Below are 21,401 nucleotides of genomic sequence, written 5' to 3' on the forward strand. Positions count from 1 at the left end.
TTCACATATTCTTTTTTAATCACATATATTTTACTAAAACAACATAAAAAACTCTCAAGCTATTTGAGAGTTTTTTATAATCGGAATTTGTATTTCTAAATACCGTTTAAAATGATCACCTTCATATCCACGCCCCCTAATAATCCCCCGTATTGGTAACTGTACATGATAACCTTTATCTTGAGCATACATTACTGCTGCTTCATAACACTCATGACTAAACTGTCCTAACGGTCCCATTTCTATTACCGTGCATAAACAATAATGAGCCGGAATAATTGTATACTTCTTTTTATAAGAAATACTTAATCCATTAAAATATTCCTCATCAATAGCAAAATACCATTCATCTTTATCTTTATTAAAACAAACATAACTATCAATAAAATTAATATATTTATCATTTAATAAAAATCGAATATTATCTTCACTAGTATTAACTTTATCATAATCATCACCAATTCCATCTACAAAATCAAAAGCATATTTTTTATTAATTTTCTTTACCCAATAATTTGATAAATTTAAATCAGCTACCTCCAGTTGCATTGCCAACTCTGTGACTCGTTTTTTCAACATGACTTTATAATCAATCTCTTTATTTAGTCGCCTTTGGAAAATATGTAACTGATTTTGAAGCTTTTCTCTATAATTAAAATTAATAAAATTAGGAATTTCTTTTATTTTCATTCCTAAATTCTGATACTGTAAACATTCTAATAAAATATATATGTCAAAAATACTATAATAGCGATACCCATTCTTTTCATCTCTTATAGGATCAATAATTCCCATTTTTTCATAATACCTAATCATTTCACTTGATAAATTAAACAATCGTGAAATATCCCCTATTTTATACTGGCTATTCATAATATCAGCTCCTTTACAAATAATTTTATCACTTAATCTTCCTATTTAAAAAATAATTTTATTATTAGTTTTTATAAATCAACTATTGGTAGATTTATAAATTAATTAAAACTCGTTATAATCAAAATATAAAGGAGAAATCAATAGATGGATTGTATTAAAATTGGAAAATTTATTGCGACATGCTGTAAAGAAAAAACTTAACCCAGATTGAAAAACTAAATGTAACAAATAAAGCTATATCAAAATGGTCGAAATTTTATCGATGCTTCATTTTATCACGATTTTCGCGATATCTTAGGCATTACTATTAACGAATTATTAGCTGGTGAACATCTCAATACTCAAGATAATCAATATTACTATGAAATGAATCTTCACAATCGTATTAACAGTTACAATAACATAAATCGAAAAAATAAAATAATTATTTTCATGATTTTTAGTACATTGATTTTTTAGTCATTACGTATTTACAAATAAAAACTATATGGATTTTTATCATGGATTCAATACATCTAAAAATCATTATTTAGAAAAGCAAATTCTTGATCTATTTCATTCTTTATCAGTCCCTGGCAACACACATCCAAACTTTGATGAACTTTATTATCGGAAAATATTTGAACAGTCTGATAGTAGTAAAATGTACTATATTTATACCATAAATACTAAGCAATATTATTTTATTGAAAATATATTCTAAACAAAATAAAAGGTATCACGAATTATATGGGAGAGGGTCCGTGATACCTTATATGACTATTATAGCATATTTAAAAAAATAAGCATTTAATCTGATTAAACTTTAATTAGTTTCTCCAAAAGAAATCTAGATTTCAAGTATTTTAGTCTAAATATATTATACTTTTAATCTCTATTACAAAGATTTAGAAATCTTTATCAAATCAACTAAAACAAATCTATTCTACATTTCAGTTAGAGCATTGTTTTTTATAATAAATCATTTTTACAAGTCATATACCTAACTAACCACTATACCAATAATTACTTTAATAATATTTCAAGAAATTGATACTTAAAATATTAATATTCAATTTCTTCAAGTGCATTTTTCAATTGATTCAAAGCTTGTCTTAAATATGCTCTTGGGCAAGCAATGTTAATTCTTTGAAACCCTTTTCCTTCTTTTCCAAACATCGTTCCACTATCTAGCCATAATCGAGCATGTTCAATCAATAAATCATTTAATTCTTTATCTGAAATTTGTAATCTTCTAAAATCAAGCCAAAGCAAATAAGTTCCCTCCGGGATAATCAACTTTATCAATGGTATGTGTTCTTTCAAATATTCATCTACAAACCGTGTATTTTCAAATAAATATTGCTTTAAATCTTCAAGCCAGCTTGAACACGATTCATAAGCTGTCTGGCAAGCTGCTAATCCAAACAAATTACACTGGCTATAACCAGTACTGGCAATAGCTTTTTTAAATTGTAATCTCAATTTTCATCGGCAATAAAAATATTTGAAATTTGTAATCCGGCCAAATTAAAAGTTTTAGTAGGAGCCGTACAGGTTATTGTAATATTCTGTAATTCTGTCTTTAATGATGCAAAAACATGATGCTGATGCCCCGGATAAATAAAATCACTATGGATTTCATCACTAATAATTTTAACATCATTTTTAAGGCAGATTTGCCCTAATTTTAATAGCTCATCTTTTTTCCAAACTCGACCAACTGGATTATGTGGCGAACATAAAATAAACAATTTTACTTTTTCTTTCTTAATCTTCTCTTCAAAATCATCAAAGTCTATTTCATAATGAGCGTTTTTTAAAACTAAAGAATTTGTTATAACACGTCTTCCGTTATCAATAATTACTTCTTTAAAAGGATAATATACTGGTGTTTGAATAATTACTCCATCACCCAATTTAGTAAATGCCCGCACTGCTTGTGCTAAAGCAAATACAACACCAGGCGTCTTAACTATCCATTCCTTTTTTATTTCGTAATTAAATTTTGACCGATACCAACTATAAATAGCTTGATAATAACCATCCTTACTATCACTATATCCATAAATACCATGATTTACCACATCATATAATCGTTGTTGTATTTCTGGAGCAACGATAAAATCCATATCTGTCACCCATAACGGTAAAATATCATCAGGACGTTCTCTTTCACTAGTGAAATCATACTTTAAGGAGTTTGTATCAGTACGGTTTATTATTGAATCAAAATTAGATTTTATCATTATCACCAAAAGCCTGCCTCAAATCAGCTAATAAATCATCAATATTTTCTATTCCTACTGATAATCGCAAAAAATTATCTGTAATTCCTAATTTAGCTCTAATTTCTGCTGGAACATCACCATGGGTTTGAATCATTGGATAAGTAATCAATGACTCCACACCTCCAAGACTTTCTGCATAAGTAATTAATTGTACATTTTCTAAAATCTTTTTTGCTAAAAAATGATTTTCAACACTAAAGGCTATCATGCTGCCAAAGCCGCGGGCTTGATTTCTATTGATTTCATATCCTGGATGCTCTATTAAACCAGGATAATAAACTTTGCTAACCCGCGGATGCCGATTTAACCAGTTTGAAATTTTCAGCGCATTTTCTTGTTGTGATTTTTGTCTGATTGCCAGCGTCTTGATCCCCCGAATCAATAAATAACAATCTAGTGGTGACAAGCTATTTCCAACTGTCTTTGAAACTTCTCTAATCCTTTTAGCTAGTTTATGATCACCAGTCGAAATACTTCCAGCAATAATATCATTATGCCCACTTAGAAACTTAGTAGCACTATGAATTACAATATCAGCACCTAATAATAATGGATTTTGAAAATATGGTGAAAGGAAGGTATTATCAACAATTAGTAACAGCTTGTGGGCTTGACACAAGGCACTAATTTTTTTTAAATCACTTATTTGCATTGTTGGGTTACTCGGCGTTTCAATAAAAACAGCTTTTGTTTGAGGACGAATATACTGCTTAAAACTCTTTAAATTAGTTGTATCAACATAACTGAATTTTAAACCTTTATTTTGCTGCAAAGTAAATAGTCGAGTTGAACCGCCATATAAATCATTTGAACATATCAAATGATCACCACTACTAAAAAGTTCTAGTACCAATGAAATTGCTGCCATTCCACTAGAACAAGCAACTGTATCAACTGCGCCCTCTAAATTGGAAATAATCTCTTCTAAATAAGCTCTTGTTGGATTACTTTCACGAGAATAGTTATACCCTCTGCTTTCCCCAATCCCAGGATGAGAAAAAATTGCTGTTTGGTATATTGGAATTGAAACAGCACCATAAGGATGCTGTTTCAATTCTAAATTTGCAGGATGAATACAACGAGTTTCAAATTCATATTTCATACTTTTCTCCATTTCCCCACGCTAAGCGCATGGACACAAATATTTCTTGAAAGACATTCTGATTCCTTCTACTCGTTAGAATATCTTGTATAATTATAAGTCGCCGTCATCTTTTCGAGCACAAATAATTAGGACTCAGAGCCTGGACACTTATTATTGATATATTACCAATTTGGTCATATTGCTAGATGACAGTCAGTACCACTTCTCCTTTCTTTGAAAGGAGGTTTTATTTTATGAAGATTGTTCGTAAAATATGTTGTGGCATGGATATTCATAAAAATCTTATTGTAGCGGCCATCGCTGCTTCTGGTGATAATAATGTCACGACCTATATTCAAAAGCAGTTTTCTACTTTTAACTCTGATTTGTTGAATCTTTTAAACTGGCTTAAATCAAACAACTGTTTTGATGTTTGCATGGAATCTACCAGTAAGTACTGAATTCCTGTCTTTAATATCCTTGAATCTGAACTCAATATTTTTCTTACTCATCCTAAATACGTGAAGGTGATTAGAAGTAAGAAAACCGATAAGAAAGATTCAAAATGGATTGCTAACATCTTTAAACAAGATCTTCTCAAGTACTCTTTTATTCCACCTAAAAACATTAGAGAACTTAGAAAAATATCACATTATCGCATTAAACTTGTCAATAAGCGCTCTTCTGAACGCAATCGTTATCAAAACTGTATGACTGTTTCTAATATTGCCTTAGCTTCTGTCTCTACTGATCATTTAGGAAAGAATTGTAAAGCTGCCATGGATGAGATTCTCAAAAGTGATATTATCACTGAAGACAATCTTAAGAAAATTCTCAAGGGTTCTGTTTCAAAGAAATCTGATCAAATTTTTCAAGCCATTCAGAATTCTCACATTGAATCTGACCAAAGATTCAAAATCAACTGCACTATAAAACACATGAATAATATTGACGAATATATTCAAAACTGGTTAGTATTTGAAACCATTTCTTGTTCAATGTGCTCTTTCGGCTATCAAGAGTGAAAAAGAAACATATTTCAGAATCAAGTATAATCGTATTAAGAAACGACGTGATCATAAGAAAGCTATTATAGCGACCGCTAGAATGATTCTTATTTCTATATACCATATGACAAAAACTGGTGAAAACTTCAATCCATCTGATTATGAATCATTAAAAAATCCAAAACCACGCAACCAGAAGATAACCACTCATCAAGCATTAGAATTATTGAAATCTATGGATATTGATATAAGCCAAATCAATTTATCTTCTATTCAACAAACGAGTTCATCATGAATTTTTAATTTTTTAGGTCGGCTTTTTTTATAAATTTCTTTCACACTTATCCCCTTTTAATTATAGCTAGGTACATACCATAAACCATTATTATTTTTATCTAAATATTCTTTAAATTCTTTTGAACGATAAGCTTCAACAATTGCTTTAGCCCATTTTGTATCTTTATTTTTTTCTTTTACAACTACTTGTAACAATAAATGTTCTAAAACATCCTCCTGTAATAACGCACTCGAAGCATCAATTCCTGCATTATAAACTATGCTGCCGGTGATTACAGCATAATCAAACTCATCTAAAGCTTGAGGAATCATTGTTGAATCCATTTCTGTAAACTCTATTTCATAAGGATTTTTAATAATATCATCTTTTGTCACGGAACTAATATCCACATCTGGATCTAAAGTAATATACTTTGCTTTTTGTAATAAAACATATGCTCTAGATGTATTTGAAGCATCGTTTGGTACAGCAATCTTAGCGCCCTTTTTAATTTCCTCTAAGCTTTTATGAGTATTTGAGAAAATTCCTGCAGGTACAGTTGGAATTGCTGTCAAAGCTACTAAATCACCATCTTGTGATTCATTAAAATTTTTCATGTAAGCTGTATGCTGCTCAACATTGACATCTATCTCGCCTTCATTTAAGGCTGTATCATTTTGCAATAAATCTGAAAATTCGATGCATTTAAATTGATAACCTTCTTTTTTCAAAATTGGAATAATGGCATCTTCAAATAAGACTGTATATGGCCCCGCTGCCTTACCATAGATAATTGTTGTCTTATCTTCACTTTTATCACTACTACTTTGGCATCCGGCCAAAACAAAAACCATCACTAATAATAAACTCAATATTCTCTTTTTCATTTTTCTTCCCCTATTCATGTGTTCTAATTTTTTTAGATAAATGATTTCCCAATGTTTGAATTAATTGTACAAAGATAATTAAAATGATTACGGTAACAAACATTAGAGTATTATTAAAACGCTGATAACCATAAGTTAATGCTAAATCACCAACACCACCGCCGCCGATTGTTCCAGCCATAGCAGTTGCCCCCAATAAACCGATCGTTCCAGTAGTAAGTGCTAAAACTAACGAAGCTTTCGCCTCTGGTAATAAAAAATAACGAATGATTTCCAAAGTATTTGCCCCCATTGCTTTAGCAGCTTCTAAAATTCCCGGTTGAACTTCTAATATAGAACTTTCTATCAAACGAGCCAAATATGGTGCAATATAAAATACTAATGGAACAATTGCAGCCTTTGTTCCTATTCTTGTTCCAACCAGCACTTTTGTTAGCGGAGCAATAAATACTAATAAGATTACAAATGGCACAGATCTAACAATATTTACTAACCCACTCACAAGAAAATGAATTGTATGATTGGCTTTAACTCCATTTTTTCTAGTAAGGACTAAAAGTAAGCCTAGCGGTATTCCTATCAAGGTTCCAAAAAATAATGATATTCCCAACATATAAATTGTCTGGCCTGCCGCTTCAAGTAATTTATCAGCAGGTATATTTAAATAATTTTCAATCATAATTCAATTCCACCCTCTCTATCTTCACATCTTGTTTTTGAATATAATTTATCGCTCGAATAACTTCATCCTGTTCACCTTTTAACTGAATTGTTAAAATTCCTAAAATATCTTCTCCTACTTCATTAACTGAAGCAAATAAAATTGTTGTTATAATTTTAAAATGCTTATTAATTTTAGAAATTACATCATGCTTTGTACTTTCACCAAAAAAAGTAAGTTTTAAAACCGGATACCGATAATCTAATTCTTTTAAAAGTGTGGTTGGAATTACATTGCTAATAACTGTTTCAACAAATCTCTTTGTCATTTCTTGTTGTGGATTACTAAAAACCTCTAAAGTATCACCTTTCTCAATGATTTTACCAGATTTCATTACCGCTACTTTATTACAAATTTTCTTGATTACATTCATCTCATGAGTTATTAACAAAATTGTTATCCCAAGTTCACAATTAATTTTTTTAAGCAGCAATAAAATTGCTTCTGTTGTCTGTGGATCTAAAGCACTAGTTGCCTCATCACAGAGTAAAATCTTAGGTTCTGTAGCTAATGCTCTAGCAATACCAATTCTTTGTTTTTGACCCCCAGACAGTTGTGATACATAAGTATCACGCTTATCTTCCAATTCCACAAAAGATAATAATTGTTTAACTCTTACTTCAATAGCTTTTTTATCCAGTTTTGAAAGAATCAATGGGATAGCAATGTTTTGATAGACTGTTTGTGATTCTAATAAATTAAACTGTTGAAAAATCATACCTATATCTTTTCGTAAAATATTTAATTCTCGTTCTTTTAAATCTATAATATTTTGATTATTAATATAGATTGCCCCATTTTCAGGACGTTCCAATAAATTTACCATTCGTAATAACGTTGATTTACCAGCCCCAGAATAACCGATTACACCGTAAATATCACCCGCTTCTACTTCTAGAGAGACATCTTGCAATGCTGGAACTTCACCACTTTTAGTTGTAAAAGTCTTATTTACGTGTTCAATTTTAATCATTCTCATCTGCCTCCAATTTTAAAAGAGCCTGTTTCGCCAATTGGCTAAGATATTTTGCAGCTAACGATAAAGCTGCAGGATTTACCTTAAACTTCGGATGATGATTAGGATAGGTCTTTCCGGTTCCGATTTTAATAAATGTTCCCCTGATTTTTTCAAGATAAAATGCAAAATCTTCGCCTCCTAAAGTTGCTTCGGGTATCCCTATAGCAATTTTTTCTGCTTGAGCAATTGCTTTAGCAAAATTACTCCATTCCTCATCATTGACGGTTGCAGGAGGCCCCGCTATCCACTCAATTTCTGTATCAAGATCATAGGCTTGGCTAATCCCATAAGTTATTTCCTTTAATCGTTTTCCAAACAGCTCCCTCTCCTCGCTAGTCAGCGTTCTAACAGTCCCTTCAATTAAGGCTTGTTCAGGAATAACATTCCACGTATTCCCTGCTTGAAGATGTGTAATACTTAAAACACTACTATTAAAAGGATCCATATTTCGACTAACGATCGTTTGTAAGCTGTTAACTAATGCAGCAGCTGCAACGATTGGATCTTTAGCCATTTGTGGATGGGCTGCATGGCTTCCAAAGCCCTTCAAATTAATTTTAAATCGATCAACAGCAGCTGAAACTGTCCCCGCTTTAATTCCAATTGTTCCCACTTCAAACTGCGAAGTACTATGAATTCCAAAAATTGCATTAACATCATCTAAAACCCCTGTCTCAATAATTTTTAGAGCTCCTAATGAAGACTCTTCAGCCGGTTGAAATAATAATTTTACTGTTCCATGTAATTGAGCAGCATTTTCATTTAACAATAAAGCAACACCATAAATCGTTGTTAAATGAAAATCATGACCACAAGCATGCATCTTTCCTTCAATCTCTGACTTATAGCTTAATGTCGTTTCCTCATTAACTGGTAAAGCATCAATATCACTTCGTAAAGCAATTACTTTACCAGGGTATCCACCTCTAATAACTGCAACTAATCCAGTTTTTAATGGTAAATCTAAAACTTCAATATCATGCTCTTGTAATAATGTTTTAATTCTTTTAGTAGTTTCATATTCCTCATAAGATAATTCCGGATTACGATGAAACCACTCAAATTGATATTCTAATTCTTTTTGTAAACTGTCGTCTTCCATTCTAATTCCCCCTTTTTAATAACAAAAGTGGGATGTTTATGTAAACATCCCACTACCCCATTTAATATAGTATTAAGAATATTTGCATACACGAAAATGTACCCTATACTTTTGTATACAGCTGCACATACACATATACATCATATCTCTTCTGCTTTTTAACATCATCGTTCGCTCCTCTTCTTTTCCTACTATATCGATAGGTTTGCTATGTAAAGTATCTTAACACACTATAAATACTCCGTCAAGCAAAAAATAAATGTCAATATGTTTGCATAAAAAAAATAGCTAATTAGCTATTCTTCGTTGATATAAATAAACTCCTAAAGCAGCACCAATAATAATGATATATCCAACTATGCTCCATATATCAGGAATTTGATTTAAGAAAATAAATCCTAATATCGCTGCAAATAATATTTGACTATAATCATAGATTGAAATATCCTTGCCAGCTGCATTATTATACGCCGCAGTAATTGCAAATTGACCACCAGCTGCCATTAACCCTGCACCTAGTAAGATTAAAAACTGTTCTAAACTCATCGGCTGATAATTAATTATTAAATATGGTAACACACTGAGACAAGAAAAGCATGAAAAGAAAAATACAATTTTTGCACCATTTACCCCCTGCTTACCTAGCTTCCGCACACAAGTATAAGCTATTCCTGCTCCTAATGCCCCCAAAACACCAATAATTGAATCCACATTATTTAAAAGATTAAAAGATGGTTTGATTACAAACAAGCTTCCAATGAAAGCTACGATAATTGATATTTTTTGTATTCTTGTCGCTTTTTCTTTTAAAAACAAAGAGGAACAAATAATTACAAAAAATGGTGATAATTTATTAAGCATCGAAGCATCACTAACTAAAAGATGATCAACTGCATAAAAATTACAAAGAATTCCCAACGTTCCAAAGACTGAGCGTAATAAAAGCATCGGTAAATTTTTTTGTTTATATGTAAATCCCTGTTTACTTTTTAATAGGATAAAAAAAGCAAATAAAGCAGCTACCAAATTTCTAAAAAAACTTTTTTGAATTGATGGTAAATCGCCAGCTAATTTTACAAATACATTCATTGCTGCAAAAAAGAAAGCGGCTAAAATTATACACATCATCCCTTTACGGATATTATTCATAAGCACCTCCAGATACTATAATGATTATATCTATTATAACCATTACGTCAATTAATATGATTTACAACAAAAAAGGATAACTTTCGTTATCCAATTAATTATTATTGAACAGCAAATATAAGTTCAGCTTTACAAACTACCTTACCATTTACCTTAGCAACAGCATCACCAATTCCAATTGGTCCTTTTTGTTTAGTTAGAGTACATTCCATTTCTAAAACATCACCAGGCGTTACTTGACCTTTAAACTTACACTTATTAATGCCCCCAAAGAAAGCAATTTTACCTTTATTTTCTTCTTTAGAAAGAATTGCAATACACCCAACTTGAGCTAATGCCTCAACAATCAATACTCCTGGCATAACATGATGCTCAGGAAAATGACCACAAAAATGCATTTCATTAACACTGACACATTTAATTCCTTTTGCCCACTGTCCAGGCTGGTAATCAGTAATTCGATCTACTAAAGCAAAAGGATAACGGTGCGGATTGATTTCTTGAATTTGATTACTATTTAGTTCCATTTTCTTATTCTCCATATTTCTTAAAGATGATAGTCGCATTATGACCACCAAATCCTAATGAATTTGACATAGCTACATTAACATCTTGATTTCTACCAGTATTTGGAACGATATCTAAATCACATAATGGATCTGGTTTTTGATAATTAATCGTAGCTGGAATAAATCCCTCTTCGATTGCTTTAACACAAATTACCCCCTCGATTCCCCCGGCAGCACCTAAACAATGCCCCGTATTTCCTTTCGTCGAAGAAATAGCAACCTTTTTAGCAGCTTCACCTAAAGCAGATTTAATTGCCATTGTTTCACCTTTATCATTTAAAGGGGTACTAGTTCCATGTGCATTAATATAAGTTACGTCTTCAGCTACTAAACCAGCATCCTTGATTGCATTGATCATCGCTTTAGCCCCACCAGAGCCATCTTCTAAAGGTGCAGTAATATGATGAGCATCACAACTGACACCATATCCGACCATTTCACAATAGATATGAGCGCCACGAGCTTTAGCATGTTCTAATTCTTCAAGTACAACAATTCCAGCACCCTCACCCATAACAAATCCACAACGTTCCTCGTCAAAAGGAATTGACGCCCGTTTCGGATCATTATTATCACAAAGAGCTTTCATTGATGAAAAGCCTCCAATACCAAGTGGAGTAATACTAGCTTCTGCCCCACCAGCAACCATAATTTCTTGATAACCATCACGGATATTTCTAAACGCATCACCAATCGCATTAGTTCCACCAGCGCAAGCTGTGACCGGACAAGTACATAATCCTTTTGCCCCTAATTCAATTGCAATATTTCCCGCTGCCAAATTTGTAATTGACATTGGCACAAAGAATGGCGAAACACGATCATAACCTTTTTCTAACACCTTAGTATGATCTTTCTCAATTGTTGCAAGCCCTCCAATTCCGCTTGACACAACTACACCAAAACGGTCAGCATCAATCTCTTCAATCTTTAAACCAGCATCCTTAAAAGCCTCTTTAGCAGCAATTACACCAAATTGAGTAAAGCGATCCATTTTTCGAACTGCTTTTTTATCTAAATAATCAGCAGCATTAAAATTTTTTACTTCACCTGCAATTTTTACTTTTGTTAATTCTTTATCATAGTTTGTGATTTCGTCAATTCCACAAACACCTTCTTTAATACTTTTCCAAGTTTCTTCAACATCATGACCAATTGCATTAATTGCTCCAAGCCCTGTTACTACAACTCTTCTTCTTTCCATTGTCTCTCTCCTTACATTGCCATTCCGCCATCAACATGGATAGTTTGACCAGTAATGTATCTAGCATCATCACTTGCTAAAAATACTACCGTATTAGCGATATCACTTACTTGTCCAAAAGTTCCTAAAGGAATTTGTTTAGCCATACTTTCTTTAATATCTTCAGGTAAAACATCAGTCATTGCAGTTTGAATAAAACCTGGTGCTACCGCATTCACAGTAATTCCCCGACTACCAACTTCGCGCGCTAATGACATTGTCATTCCAATAATTCCAGCTTTACTTGCTGAATAATTTACTTGACCAGCATTTCCCATTACCCCAACTACTGATGACATTGAAATAATACGACCATAACGTTGTTTCATCATAATTTTAGTCGCATGTTTCATACAATTCCATGTTCCTTTTAAATTAACATCAATAACTGCATCAAAATCATTCTCTTTCATTCGCATCAACAATCCATCTTTAGTAATTCCAGCATTATTTACAAGAACATCGATTCGACCAAATTCTTTAATGATTTCTTTAAACATTGTTTCTGTTTCTTCAAATGAAGCAACATTAGCTTGAGCTAACATAACAGTCGCACCGATTGCTTCTAATTCTGATTTAGTTGCTTCAGCAATTTTTTTATTATCACCAAAATTAACATAATTTACAATGATCTTAGCACCTTCACGAGCACAAGTTAAACAAATTTCTTTACCAATTCCTTGGGCTCCACCAGTTACTAAAACTACTTTATCTTTTAATTTCATCTTATTCTCCTTTTAATCCCGCTAATGTTTTTTCTAATGATGCTTGATCTTCAACTTGATAAGTTTTAATTGTCTTATCAATCTTACGAATAAATCCACTTAAAACTTTACCAGGACCGATTTCAATAATTGTATCAACCCCGTTTTCTAACATATAACGAATACTATCTTCAAAATATACTGAAGACATTACTTGCTTCTCTAACATTTGAGCAATACTAACTCCAGACTCAAGTTCTTTAGCCGAACTATTGAATATTACAGGAACTTGCATTTCATTAAAATTAACACTTACAAACTTTTCTTTAAGTTCATTACTAGCTGATGCTAATAATTCTGTATGGAAAGGTCCACTTGTATTTAAAGGAATTGCCCGACGAGCACCTTTTTCTAATGCTAATTCGCTAGCCTTAGTAACTGCCTCAGCCTCACCACCAATTACTAATTGTCCTGGACAATTATAGTTAGCAATTGAAACAACTCCCAAAGCCCTAGCTTCTTTAACTGCTTCATTTAATAATTCGCGATCTAAGCCAATAATTGCAATCATTTTGCTTTCAATTCCTGCTGCCGCTCTTTCCATCGCTTGACCACGGAAACGTACTAAATTAATTGCAGTTTGATCATCTAAAACACCTGCTGCATTTAAAGCTGAATATTCACCAAGACTTAATCCTGCTACATAATCTGGAGCAATTCCATTTTCTTTTAATAGCTTAGTTGCTACTACAGCAACAGCAACCATACATGGTTGTGTATTTCTTGTTAAAGAAAGTTCTTCAAGGGGACCTTCAAAGCATAATTTCTTTACATCAATATCTAAGTCAATGTTATCAAAAACATCTTTAGCAATTTGATAGTTATCATAGAATGATTGACCCATTCCAACTACCTGACTACCTTGACCAGCATATACAAATCCAATCTTACCCATTATTTTAGTCCTCTCTTTAATTCATCCATTAATTCTTTTACTGAAATAATTTTATCATTACGATATCCATTGCTTCCACTAAATACTAATCCCTCATCCAAATTACCTTTAGCAGCATTGATCAATGCACCACTAATACAATAAGGCGTAGTTTTAACATCACAAGGAATTAAGCAATTATAACAGCGTTTTACTGGAATCCTTTCATCTTGTTTAAGTCTTTTTGTCAACTTCGTCATGATGGCTCTTCCCGGCATTCCAACTGGTGATTTAACAATCTCGATATCTCCTTTTTTAGCATTTATAAATGCTTGTTTATATTTAATATCTGCATCACATTCCTCAGTACAAATAAACCGTGTTGCCATTTGAACACCATCAGCACCTAAATCTAAATACTTTTGAATATCCTCACTATCATAAACACCACCAGCTACAAAAATAGGAATATCCTTTTGATATTTTTCAACAAATGGTTGAACAGTCTCTTTTACTTCTTTAAAAATATCTACTAATTTAGCCGTTGTTTTATTTAACACATCTTCTTTATGAAAGCCTAGATGACCACCAGCTTCACTTCCTTCAATGACAACAAAGTCTGGAGCTACCTTAAATTTACGATCCCAAGTTTTACAAATCAATTTAGCGGCTTTACCACTTGATACAATTGGGGCAATTTTAACTTTTGTTCCTTGAACAAAACTTGGTAAGTTCATAGGTAATCCAGCACCCGAAATAATTGCATCTATTTTACTTTTTACAGCTACTTCAACTAAAGCTGCATAGTCAGTAATTGCGACCATTGCATTAATTGCAACCATCCCTTTACCTTTAGCAATCTCTTTAGCTTTCTTTATTTCATTAGCTAGCTCACGTTTATTAGCTTCTAGCGGATTTTTTTCAAAATCATCAGCACGATAACCAGGATGAGCAGTTGAAATAACACCCATACCACCATTTAAAGCAACATTTCCAGCCAAATTTCCAAGTGAAATACCAACTCCCATGCCACCTTGTATGATTGGTACATCAAGAGTCATATCTCCGATATTTACCTTTTTCATAATTAAAACTCGCTTTCTAATTTCTTAAATGCCTTATCACAATCATCAAATAATTCTTTAATAATTACTTTTAGAGGTCTAATTTCATTGATCATTCCGACTACTTGGCCAGCCATTAATGAACCGGTATCGGCGTCACCTTCTAAAACTGCTCTACGTAGTGAACCTAATGTATATTTTTCAAGTTCCATCATGTCAGCACCTTCTTTTTCACGCTTAACATACTCTTTAGCCATTTTATTTTTTATTACCCGTACTGGTGTTCCTGCGATTCTTCCAGTTACTGTAGTGCTTGTATCTTTAGCTTTGATTACAGCTTGTTTATAATTTTCATGAATCGGACACTCTTCGCTTGCAAGCAGACAAGTTCCTACCTGTACTCCACAAGCCCCTAGAGCATACGCTGCCAATACCTGTTTTCCACTCGCAATTCCACCAGCTGCTATAACAGGAACACTAACTGCTTCAACTACTTGAGGTACTAATGCCATTGTAGTTAATTCACCTATATGACCACCTGCCTCAGTTCCTTCAACAATAATTGCATCAACGTTATATTTTTCAAGGCGCTTTGCTAAAGCTACACTTGGAACAACTGGCAATACTTTAATTCCTGCTGCTTTCCATGCAGCAACATATTTACCAGGATTTCCTGCTCCAGTTGTTACGACCGGCACTTTTTCATCAATTACTAATTGTGCCATCTCATCAGCACAAGGATTAATCAACATGATATTGACACCAAAAGGTTTATCAGTTAAATTACGGCAAATTTCAATATTCTTTTTTAATGTAGCAGTGTCCATTCCACCGGCACCAATTAAACCAAGTGCGCCAGCATTAGATACACTAGCTGCAAATTCACCGGTAGCGATATTTGCCATTCCTCCTTGAATCAAAGGATATTCAATATTTAATAATTTATTTAATTTCATCTTCTAACTCCATTCCATTAATGTTGCGCCCCAAGTAAGACCACCACCAAAACCAACACAAATAATTTTGTCACCTGGTCTTAACATTCCTTTTTCATTCATTTCACCTAAAGCCAAAGGAATGCTAGCTGCTGATGTATTCCCATATTCTTGCAAATTCATATAAAACTTATCTTCTGAAGACTTCATCTTCTTATATACATTTTTAATAATTCGATAATTTGCTTGATGACAGACAACGTAATCAATCTCATCAAGAGTTAAATTTGTTTTTTCTAAGATTGCATTAATACTTTCAGGAATTACTTTTATTGCAAACTTAAACACTTCCTGCCCAGCCATCGTTAAATAATGATCCTGATTAGATTTACTGATTGCCGGGGCCTTTAATGCTTCTAAATTTCCCGCTGAATTACTGTAGCTAGCAAAAATACCATCACCATTTCCAACTACAAGGGCTCCAGCCCCATCACCAAACAAAACACAAGTATTGCGATCTTTGAAATCCATTATTTTGGAAATTTCTTCACTTCCAATGACTAAAGCATATTTCTCTTCCATGTTTTGTAATAATGCCTGGGCTACCGTTAAGGCATACACAAAGCCGCTACAAGCAGCATTTAAATCAAAGCACATTACTTCTTGATCATTCAAACCTAATCTTTCTTGAATCAAACAAGCAGTGCTGGGAGTAAAATAATCGGGTGTCATTGTTGCACAGATAATCAATCCAATCTTACTTTTATCTATTTTTTCAACTGCCTTTAAAGCTGCTTGATACCCAAGTTCTACGCAACTTTCATTTTCAGCAATATGTCTTCTTTTTATCCCGGTTCTAGAGACGATCCACTCATCTGATGTTTCAACCACTTTTTCAAGGTCGAAATTATCAAGTACTTTTTGTGGTGCATAATAACCAGTTGATAATATTTTTAATCCACTCATATAATCTCCTAATATTTTTCTTTGATATCTTCAAAGAAATACAATAACTGTTGTAATGATTTAATCAATAACTCATCATCAAGAACATGACTATCTTCACAGACACGACTTACCATCTCTTCATGAAAGTCTCGATGTACTTTGCAAACACGATTGCCTTTAGCTGTCAGCTCTACACGAATAATGCGTCGATCATTATCATCTTTACGACGTTTTACGTATCCCTTAGCTTCGAGCTTTTTTATTGCTGTCGTAATTGTTCCATTAGTTAAAGTCGCCTGAGAAGCAATTGTTGACATCGTGGGATTTGAAAGCGAACTGATTGCATCGATAATATGCAGTTCTGATAAACTTAAATCTTCCACTCCATGTCCTACCATATATTGGGTTTCAATATCCAAAATTTGATTAAACAGTCTTACAAACAGTTGATTAATTAATTCTCGATTTAAAATATCGCGATTAGTCATTCGTAATTCGACCCATTTCTCTAAATTTATTGTAACGTTTATTTACTAATGATGTTTTTGATAATTTCATCAATTCTTCAAGAGTATTTCGAAGATAGATTCTTAAACGTTTGTATACATATTCGCGGTTCTTTGTAATTCCACCTCGAGGTTCTTTGATGATCTTATCAATGATCTTCATTTCATATAAATCATTTGCAGTCAATTTCATTAGCTCTGCAGCTTCATGAACTCTTGAACCATCTTTATCTTTCCATAAGATTGATGCAAAGCCTTCTGGTGATAAAACCGAATAAACACTATTTTCAAGCATTACCATACGATCTCCAACACTTAGTGCCAAAGCTCCACCACTGCCGCCTTCACCGATTACAATCACAATAATAGGCACCGTCAGCTGTGACATTTCCATTAGATTACGCGCAATTGCTTCACCGATTCCATGTTTTTCAGCTTTTAAACCCGGATAAGCACCTGGTGTATCTACAAATGTAACAATTGGTCGATTAAATTTTTCCGCCTGTTTCATCAAACGCATCGCTTTACGATACCCTTCTGGTGAAGACATTCCAAAATTACAGTGTAGATTTTCCTCTAAAGTTCGTCCTTTTAAATGTCCAATTACAGTACAGGGAATATTATTAAACATTGCTAATCCCCCGACAATTGAACCATCATCTTTGTAAAGACGGTCCCCATGTAATTCAATAAAATCATCAAATAAATTATCAATATATTCACGGACATTAGGACGGTCAGCTTTACGAGCAAGATAAACTCGATCATAAGCACTAATATCCTGATATGCTTCAGCTTCAATTTTTGCTTTTGTATTTTCTAAATCTTGAATTTGTAAAGTGTGGTCAATCTCTTGGTCATCCTTTAATTTTAATAACTCTAATTCTATTTCTTTAATTTTTATTTCTTTTTCTTGCAGTGACATTATTGCGCCCCCCTGCTATGCATTTTTAATAATTTGATAATCGTTTCACGCATTTTAGAACGTTCTACGATCATATCAATAAATCCTTGATCTTGCATAAACTCGGTTCTTTGAAAACCTTCGGGTAATTTTTGTTTAATTGTTGATTCAATTACTCTTGGTCCCGCAAATCCGATTAATGCTTTAGGTTCCCCAATAATAATGTCCCCAAGCATGGCAAAAGAAGCAGTAACTCCACCAGTAGTAGGATGAGTAATATACGAAATATATAACAATCCGGCTTCATGATGTTTGGCTAGAGCAGCACTAGTTTTAGCCATTTGCATTAGTGAAATAATTCCCTCTTGCATTCTAGCTCCCCCAGAAGTTGTAAAAATAATGATTGGACATTTGCGTTTTGTCGCATGTTCAATTGCTCTAGTAATCTTTTCTCCGACAGCACCTGACATACTCCCCATTAAAAAACGAGAATCCATCACACAAACAACAACTTTTCTTCCATCAATTCTTCCTGTAGCACAAACAACCGCTTCGTCAAGATTTGTTGTTTCTTCTAATTTTACTAATTTTTCTTTATAACCAGGAAACATTAATGGATCATTTGATTTAATACTTTTATATAATTCTTTATATTTTCCCCCATCATACAAAAGATTTAATCGCGTGTATGCCCGCATCTTTAAATGTGCTCCACATTTAGGACAAACATAATAACTTTCTTTCAAATCTTCACTTAAAATCGACTCTCCGCAAGAATCACACTTTGTATATAAACCATCGGGTACATCAATTCTTTTTTTATCTTGCATTTTATTACGAATAGATTTAAATAAATTCAATTTTTCTTTTCGTGCCTTAAATAACTCTTCCATTTATTATCCCACCAACTTATCTAAGTTATTTTCAATAAAACTTGTATCAAAATTTCCTTTTACATACTCTCCCGTATGTAAAATCAAATATTGTAATTCTTGGTTAGTATCAATTCCGTCAATAACTAATTCAGCTAAAACTCTACGCATTCTTCTAATTGCTTCTAAGCGATTAGAACCATGAACAATAACTTTAGCAATCATGGAATCATAATGTGATGAAACTTTATACCCCTGATATAAAGTTGTATCAATTCTCACCCCTAAACCTCCTGGTAAATGAACACTATTAACAGTTCCCGGACACGGTCTGAATCCCTCACGTGGATTTTCAGCATTGATTCGGCATTCAATCGCATGTCCATTTAAATGAATATCACTTTGTTTATAAGTTAATTTTTGATTTGCAGCAATTCTAATCTGTTCCCTAATTAAATCTACCCCGGTCACCATTTCAGTAATTGGATGCTCAACTTGAATTCGAGTATTCATTTCAATAAAATAATAATTTCCATCTTGATCTAAAACATATTCAATCGTTCCTGCATTGCGATAACCTGCTCCTTTAGCCGCTTTAACTGCATCTTCCCCCATTTTTTGTCGGAGCAGTGGCGTTAAGGCTTTACTTGGTGCCTCTTCAATCATCTTCTGATTGCGTCGTTGAATAGAACAATCGCGTTCTCCTAAATGAATAACATTTCCATAATTATCGGCTAAAATTTGAAATTCAATATGTTTAGGATTTAAAATTAATTTTTCTAAATACATATCATCATCACCAAAACATGCTTTAGCTTCTGCTTTAGCAGTTAAATAAGCATCATCAAATTCTTCTTCGCTAAAGGCTTTTCGCATTCCACGACCACCACCACCTGCTGAGGCTTTAATTAAAACTGGATAACCAATTTGATTTGCAACTTCTTTAGCTTCTTGTAAAGTATTTACACTTCCATCACTCCCAGGAACTACCGGCACACCTGCTTCAATCATTTTTTGACGGGCCATACTTTTATTTCCCATCATATCAATAACATCGCCACTAGGCCCAATAAAAGTTATTCCACATTCTTCTACTAAACGAGCAAAAGTTGAGTTTTCTGATAAAAAGCCAAATCCTGGATGAATTGCATCACAACCTAGTGCAGTCGCTACACTTAAAATATTTTTCATATTTAAATAACTATCCGCTGCCTTGGCAGGACCTATACATACCGCATGATCAGCCAATTGCACATGCAATGAAGTACTATCAACATTTGAATAAACAGCAACTGCTTCAATTCCTAATTCTTGGCATGTTCGAATTATTCTTACCGCGATTTCGCCACGGTTGGCAATTAAAATTCGCTTAAACATCTTAACTACCCTTCAATGATCATTAACACTTGATCAAATTCAACTAAATCTTCAGTATTTGCCATGATTGATGTTACTGTTCCATCAATTGGAGCTTTAATTTCATTCATTACCTTCATTGCTTCAACAATACACAACACCTGTCCTGCTTTTACTTTAGTGCCTACTTCTACATACGGTTTAGCAGTTGGTGAACTAGATGCATAATAAACCCCAACAATTGGTGATTTAACCGGTGTTCCGGTGATTGCTGGTTCATTAGCTGCTACTTGCTCCACTGGCGCTAAAGTAGGCGTTGGAGCAGAAACTACCGGTGTACTTACAACATTTACCGGTGCTACTGGCGTTTTTTCTAATTCTAATTTAATATCATCTATCTCTACTTTCATTTTAAAAACTTCTGAGTTTTCAAATTCATTTATAAGTTGCTTTACTAAATCTATTTTCATAAATACTCTCCTTTATTTTGAATATCAAAGTAATTTTTTAAAAAAATTATTACCCAGCTATTCTGGGTAATAAAAATCAGCATTTATTATGCATTTTCTTTGATATAATCTACGATATCTTGAACTGTTTTAATTTCAGCTGCTTTATCATCAGGGATTTCAATATCAAATTCTTCTTCAACTGCCATGATTAATTCAACTGCATCTAATGAATCTGCATCTAAGTCTTCTTTTAAGTTAGCTTCTAAAGTTACTGCATCTTCATCACAGCTTAAAGAATCAACAATTATTTCTTTTACTTTTTCAAATTCCACGTTATATTCCTCCTCGTGTATATTACGGTCACATTATAACAAAATCAAAACATTTGTAAATAGTTTGATGTTCAAAACTTTTATCGAAGACTGTCGAATTAACCCAAAACCTAGTAAAATCAAGGTGTTTCAAGTAATATTTTTTTTCGTTTTTTTTATGTTTTAATCGTCATTTTTTTATGTTATAGTCT

The 21,401-nt window shown here is 32.9% G+C and carries 25 protein-coding genes; 3 read left to right on the forward strand and 22 right to left on the reverse strand.

Annotated features, from left to right (window positions below):
* Nucleotides 1-54: 54 nt before the first annotated feature.
* From KTF99_RS10870 to KTF99_RS10880, 4 genes are all read right to left on the reverse strand, one after another.
* Complete coding sequence (locus tag KTF99_RS10870; protein WP_008792252.1) at nt 55-873, reverse strand: MerR family DNA-binding transcriptional regulator; 819 nt, start codon at nt 871-873, stop codon at nt 55-57.
* Nucleotides 874-1,920: 1,047 nt separating this feature from the next.
* Entirely contained in the window at nt 1,921-2,340 is a 420-nt protein-coding gene (locus tag KTF99_RS17210; protein WP_254210139.1) for a hypothetical protein, read from the reverse strand.
* Nucleotides 2,337-3,104: a MalY/PatB family protein gene (locus tag KTF99_RS17215; RefSeq protein WP_254210140.1), complete on the reverse strand. Its 768-nt coding sequence runs from the start codon at nt 3,102-3,104 to the stop codon at nt 2,337-2,339. Before KTF99_RS17215 ends, KTF99_RS17210 begins: the two co-directional genes overlap by 4 nt.
* Entirely contained in the window at nt 3,091-4,248 is a 1,158-nt protein-coding gene (locus KTF99_RS10880; protein WP_009299497.1) for a trans-sulfuration enzyme family protein, read from the reverse strand. The genes KTF99_RS17215 and KTF99_RS10880 overlap by 14 nt, the downstream gene beginning before the upstream one ends.
* Nucleotides 4,249-4,484: 236 nt before the next feature.
* On the opposite strand from KTF99_RS10880, the gene KTF99_RS17220 reads away from it, so the two are divergent.
* From KTF99_RS17220 to KTF99_RS10890, 3 genes are all read left to right on the forward strand, one after another.
* The gene (locus tag KTF99_RS17220) at nt 4,485-4,691 is read left to right on the forward strand and encodes a hypothetical protein (protein WP_254210141.1); all 207 of its coding nucleotides are present in this window, start codon (nt 4,485-4,487) and stop codon (nt 4,689-4,691) included.
* Between the two features lie 66 nt (nt 4,692-4,757).
* The gene (locus tag KTF99_RS17225) at nt 4,758-5,255 is read left to right on the forward strand and encodes an IS110 family transposase (protein ID WP_336244698.1); all 498 of its coding nucleotides are present in this window, start codon (nt 4,758-4,760) and stop codon (nt 5,253-5,255) included.
* Nucleotides 5,256-5,361: 106 nt separating this feature from the next.
* Nucleotides 5,362-5,532 (forward strand): hypothetical protein, encoded by a 171-nt coding sequence (locus KTF99_RS10890; protein WP_155854232.1) that lies wholly within the window; start codon nt 5,362-5,364, stop codon nt 5,530-5,532.
* A gap of 56 nt (nt 5,533-5,588) precedes the next feature.
* Here KTF99_RS10890 and KTF99_RS10895 read toward each other — a convergent pair whose 3' ends face one another.
* The 18 genes from KTF99_RS10895 to acpP form a co-directional block, all read right to left on the reverse strand.
* Nucleotides 5,589-6,401 (reverse strand): MetQ/NlpA family ABC transporter substrate-binding protein, encoded by an 813-nt coding sequence (locus tag KTF99_RS10895; protein WP_008792256.1) that lies wholly within the window; start codon nt 6,399-6,401, stop codon nt 5,589-5,591.
* 10 nt (nt 6,402-6,411) lie between these two features.
* Complete coding sequence (locus KTF99_RS10900; protein ID WP_003538978.1) at nt 6,412-7,080, reverse strand: methionine ABC transporter permease; 669 nt, start codon at nt 7,078-7,080, stop codon at nt 6,412-6,414.
* Nucleotides 7,073-8,095 (reverse strand): methionine ABC transporter ATP-binding protein, encoded by a 1,023-nt coding sequence (locus tag KTF99_RS10905; protein WP_029481779.1) that lies wholly within the window; start codon nt 8,093-8,095, stop codon nt 7,073-7,075. The genes KTF99_RS10900 and KTF99_RS10905 overlap by 8 nt, the downstream gene beginning before the upstream one ends.
* Complete coding sequence (locus tag KTF99_RS10910) at nt 8,088-9,242, reverse strand: amidohydrolase (RefSeq protein WP_003538980.1); 1,155 nt, start codon at nt 9,240-9,242, stop codon at nt 8,088-8,090. Before KTF99_RS10910 ends, KTF99_RS10905 begins: the two co-directional genes overlap by 8 nt.
* Nucleotides 9,243-9,530: 288 nt before the next feature.
* Nucleotides 9,531-10,391, reverse strand: coding sequence for a DMT family transporter (locus tag KTF99_RS10915; protein WP_217215568.1), 861 nt, complete (start codon nt 10,389-10,391; stop codon nt 9,531-9,533).
* Between the two features lie 101 nt (nt 10,392-10,492).
* Nucleotides 10,493-10,918 carry a 3-hydroxyacyl-ACP dehydratase FabZ gene (gene fabZ / locus KTF99_RS10920; protein ID WP_008792258.1) on the reverse strand — a complete coding sequence of 142 codons (426 nt, stop codon included), beginning with the start codon at nt 10,916-10,918 and terminating at the stop codon, nt 10,493-10,495.
* Between the two features lie 4 nt (nt 10,919-10,922).
* Nucleotides 10,923-12,164, reverse strand: coding sequence for a beta-ketoacyl-ACP synthase II (fabF, locus tag KTF99_RS10925; protein WP_217215569.1), 1,242 nt, complete (start codon nt 12,162-12,164; stop codon nt 10,923-10,925).
* Between the two features lie 11 nt (nt 12,165-12,175).
* Entirely contained in the window at nt 12,176-12,928 is a 753-nt protein-coding gene (fabG, locus tag KTF99_RS10930) for a 3-oxoacyl-[acyl-carrier-protein] reductase (RefSeq protein ID WP_008792259.1), read from the reverse strand.
* A gap of 1 nt (nt 12,929) precedes the next feature.
* A complete protein-coding gene (gene fabD / locus KTF99_RS10935; RefSeq protein WP_022007883.1) occupies nt 12,930-13,862 on the reverse strand; it encodes an ACP S-malonyltransferase in 933 nt (310 codons plus the stop codon).
* Nucleotides 13,862-14,926, reverse strand: a complete 1,065-nt coding sequence (locus tag KTF99_RS10940) for an NAD(P)H-dependent flavin oxidoreductase (RefSeq protein ID WP_003538986.1) — start codon at nt 14,924-14,926, stop codon at nt 13,862-13,864. The genes fabD and KTF99_RS10940 overlap by 1 nt, the downstream gene beginning before the upstream one ends.
* A 2-nt stretch (nt 14,927-14,928) precedes the next feature.
* Nucleotides 14,929-15,861 (reverse strand): DUF561 domain-containing protein, encoded by a 933-nt coding sequence (locus KTF99_RS10945; RefSeq protein WP_003538987.1) that lies wholly within the window; start codon nt 15,859-15,861, stop codon nt 14,929-14,931.
* A gap of 3 nt (nt 15,862-15,864) precedes the next feature.
* Nucleotides 15,865-16,806 carry a beta-ketoacyl-ACP synthase III gene (locus KTF99_RS10950; RefSeq protein ID WP_009008649.1) on the reverse strand — a complete coding sequence of 314 codons (942 nt, stop codon included), beginning with the start codon at nt 16,804-16,806 and terminating at the stop codon, nt 15,865-15,867.
* A gap of 8 nt (nt 16,807-16,814) precedes the next feature.
* Nucleotides 16,815-17,276 carry a MarR family winged helix-turn-helix transcriptional regulator gene (locus tag KTF99_RS10955; RefSeq protein ID WP_003538989.1) on the reverse strand — a complete coding sequence of 154 codons (462 nt, stop codon included), beginning with the start codon at nt 17,274-17,276 and terminating at the stop codon, nt 16,815-16,817.
* Complete coding sequence (locus KTF99_RS10960; RefSeq protein WP_003538991.1) at nt 17,269-18,219, reverse strand: acetyl-CoA carboxylase carboxyltransferase subunit alpha; 951 nt, start codon at nt 18,217-18,219, stop codon at nt 17,269-17,271. Before KTF99_RS10960 ends, KTF99_RS10955 begins: the two co-directional genes overlap by 8 nt.
* A complete protein-coding gene (gene accD, locus KTF99_RS10965) occupies nt 18,219-19,091 on the reverse strand; it encodes an acetyl-CoA carboxylase, carboxyltransferase subunit beta (protein WP_003538994.1) in 873 nt (290 codons plus the stop codon). Before accD ends, KTF99_RS10960 begins: the two co-directional genes overlap by 1 nt.
* 3 nt (nt 19,092-19,094) lie before the next feature.
* Entirely contained in the window at nt 19,095-20,447 is a 1,353-nt protein-coding gene (locus tag KTF99_RS10970; RefSeq protein WP_003538995.1) for an acetyl-CoA carboxylase biotin carboxylase subunit, read from the reverse strand.
* A gap of 5 nt (nt 20,448-20,452) precedes the next feature.
* Nucleotides 20,453-20,896, reverse strand: coding sequence for an acetyl-CoA carboxylase biotin carboxyl carrier protein (gene accB, locus KTF99_RS10975; RefSeq protein ID WP_003538997.1), 444 nt, complete (start codon nt 20,894-20,896; stop codon nt 20,453-20,455).
* Nucleotides 20,897-20,982: 86 nt separating this feature from the next.
* On the reverse strand, nt 20,983-21,210 hold the full coding sequence (acpP, locus tag KTF99_RS10980) for an acyl carrier protein (RefSeq protein WP_003538999.1): 228 nt from the start codon (nt 21,208-21,210) through the stop codon (nt 20,983-20,985).
* Nucleotides 21,211-21,401: the final 191 nt, after the last annotated feature.

This window comes from Erysipelatoclostridium sp. MSK.7.34, assembly GCF_019041935.1.
GTDB classification, from domain to species: Bacteria; Bacillota_I; Bacilli_A; order Erysipelotrichales; family Coprobacillaceae; genus Thomasclavelia; species Thomasclavelia ramosa.

Coding starts and splice junctions, on each gene's coding strand:
- KTF99_RS10870 (WP_008792252.1), bottom strand. CDS start 873: ATGAATAGCCAGTATAAAATAGGGGATATTTCACGATTGTTTAATTTA.
- KTF99_RS17215 (WP_254210140.1), bottom strand. CDS start 3,104: ATGATAAAATCTAATTTTGATTCAATAATAAACCGTACTGATACAAAC.
- KTF99_RS10880 (WP_009299497.1), bottom strand. CDS start 4,248: ATGAAATATGAATTTGAAACTCGTTGTATTCATCCTGCAAATTTAGAA.
- KTF99_RS17220 (WP_254210141.1), top strand. CDS start 4,485: ATGAAGATTGTTCGTAAAATATGTTGTGGCATGGATATTCATAAAAAT.
- KTF99_RS10890 (WP_155854232.1), top strand. CDS start 5,362: ATGACAAAAACTGGTGAAAACTTCAATCCATCTGATTATGAATCATTA.
- KTF99_RS10895 (WP_008792256.1), bottom strand. CDS start 6,401: ATGAAAAAGAGAATATTGAGTTTATTATTAGTGATGGTTTTTGTTTTG.
- KTF99_RS10900 (WP_003538978.1), bottom strand. CDS start 7,080: ATGATTGAAAATTATTTAAATATACCTGCTGATAAATTACTTGAAGCG.
- KTF99_RS10905 (WP_029481779.1), bottom strand. CDS start 8,095: ATGATTAAAATTGAACACGTAAATAAGACTTTTACAACTAAAAGTGGT.
- KTF99_RS10910 (WP_003538980.1), bottom strand. CDS start 9,242: ATGGAAGACGACAGTTTACAAAAAGAATTAGAATATCAATTTGAGTGG.
- KTF99_RS10915 (WP_217215568.1), bottom strand. CDS start 10,391: ATGAATAATATCCGTAAAGGGATGATGTGTATAATTTTAGCCGCTTTC.
- fabZ (WP_008792258.1), bottom strand. CDS start 10,918: ATGGAACTAAATAGTAATCAAATTCAAGAAATCAATCCGCACCGTTAT.
- fabF (WP_217215569.1), bottom strand. CDS start 12,164: ATGGAAAGAAGAAGAGTTGTAGTAACAGGGCTTGGAGCAATTAATGCA.
- fabG (WP_008792259.1), bottom strand. CDS start 12,928: ATGAAATTAAAAGATAAAGTAGTTTTAGTAACTGGTGGAGCCCAAGGA.
- fabD (WP_022007883.1), bottom strand. CDS start 13,862: ATGGGTAAGATTGGATTTGTATATGCTGGTCAAGGTAGTCAGGTAGTT.
- KTF99_RS10940 (WP_003538986.1), bottom strand. CDS start 14,926: ATGAAAAAGGTAAATATCGGAGATATGACTCTTGATGTACCAATCATA.
- KTF99_RS10945 (WP_003538987.1), bottom strand. CDS start 15,861: ATGAAATTAAATAAATTATTAAATATTGAATATCCTTTGATTCAAGGA.
- KTF99_RS10950 (WP_009008649.1), bottom strand. CDS start 16,806: ATGAGTGGATTAAAAATATTATCAACTGGTTATTATGCACCACAAAAA.
- KTF99_RS10955 (WP_003538989.1), bottom strand. CDS start 17,276: ATGACTAATCGCGATATTTTAAATCGAGAATTAATTAATCAACTGTTT.
- KTF99_RS10960 (WP_003538991.1), bottom strand. CDS start 18,219: ATGTCACTGCAAGAAAAAGAAATAAAAATTAAAGAAATAGAATTAGAG.
- accD (WP_003538994.1), bottom strand. CDS start 19,091: ATGGAAGAGTTATTTAAGGCACGAAAAGAAAAATTGAATTTATTTAAA.
- KTF99_RS10970 (WP_003538995.1), bottom strand. CDS start 20,447: ATGTTTAAGCGAATTTTAATTGCCAACCGTGGCGAAATCGCGGTAAGA.
- accB (WP_003538997.1), bottom strand. CDS start 20,896: ATGAAAATAGATTTAGTAAAGCAACTTATAAATGAATTTGAAAACTCA.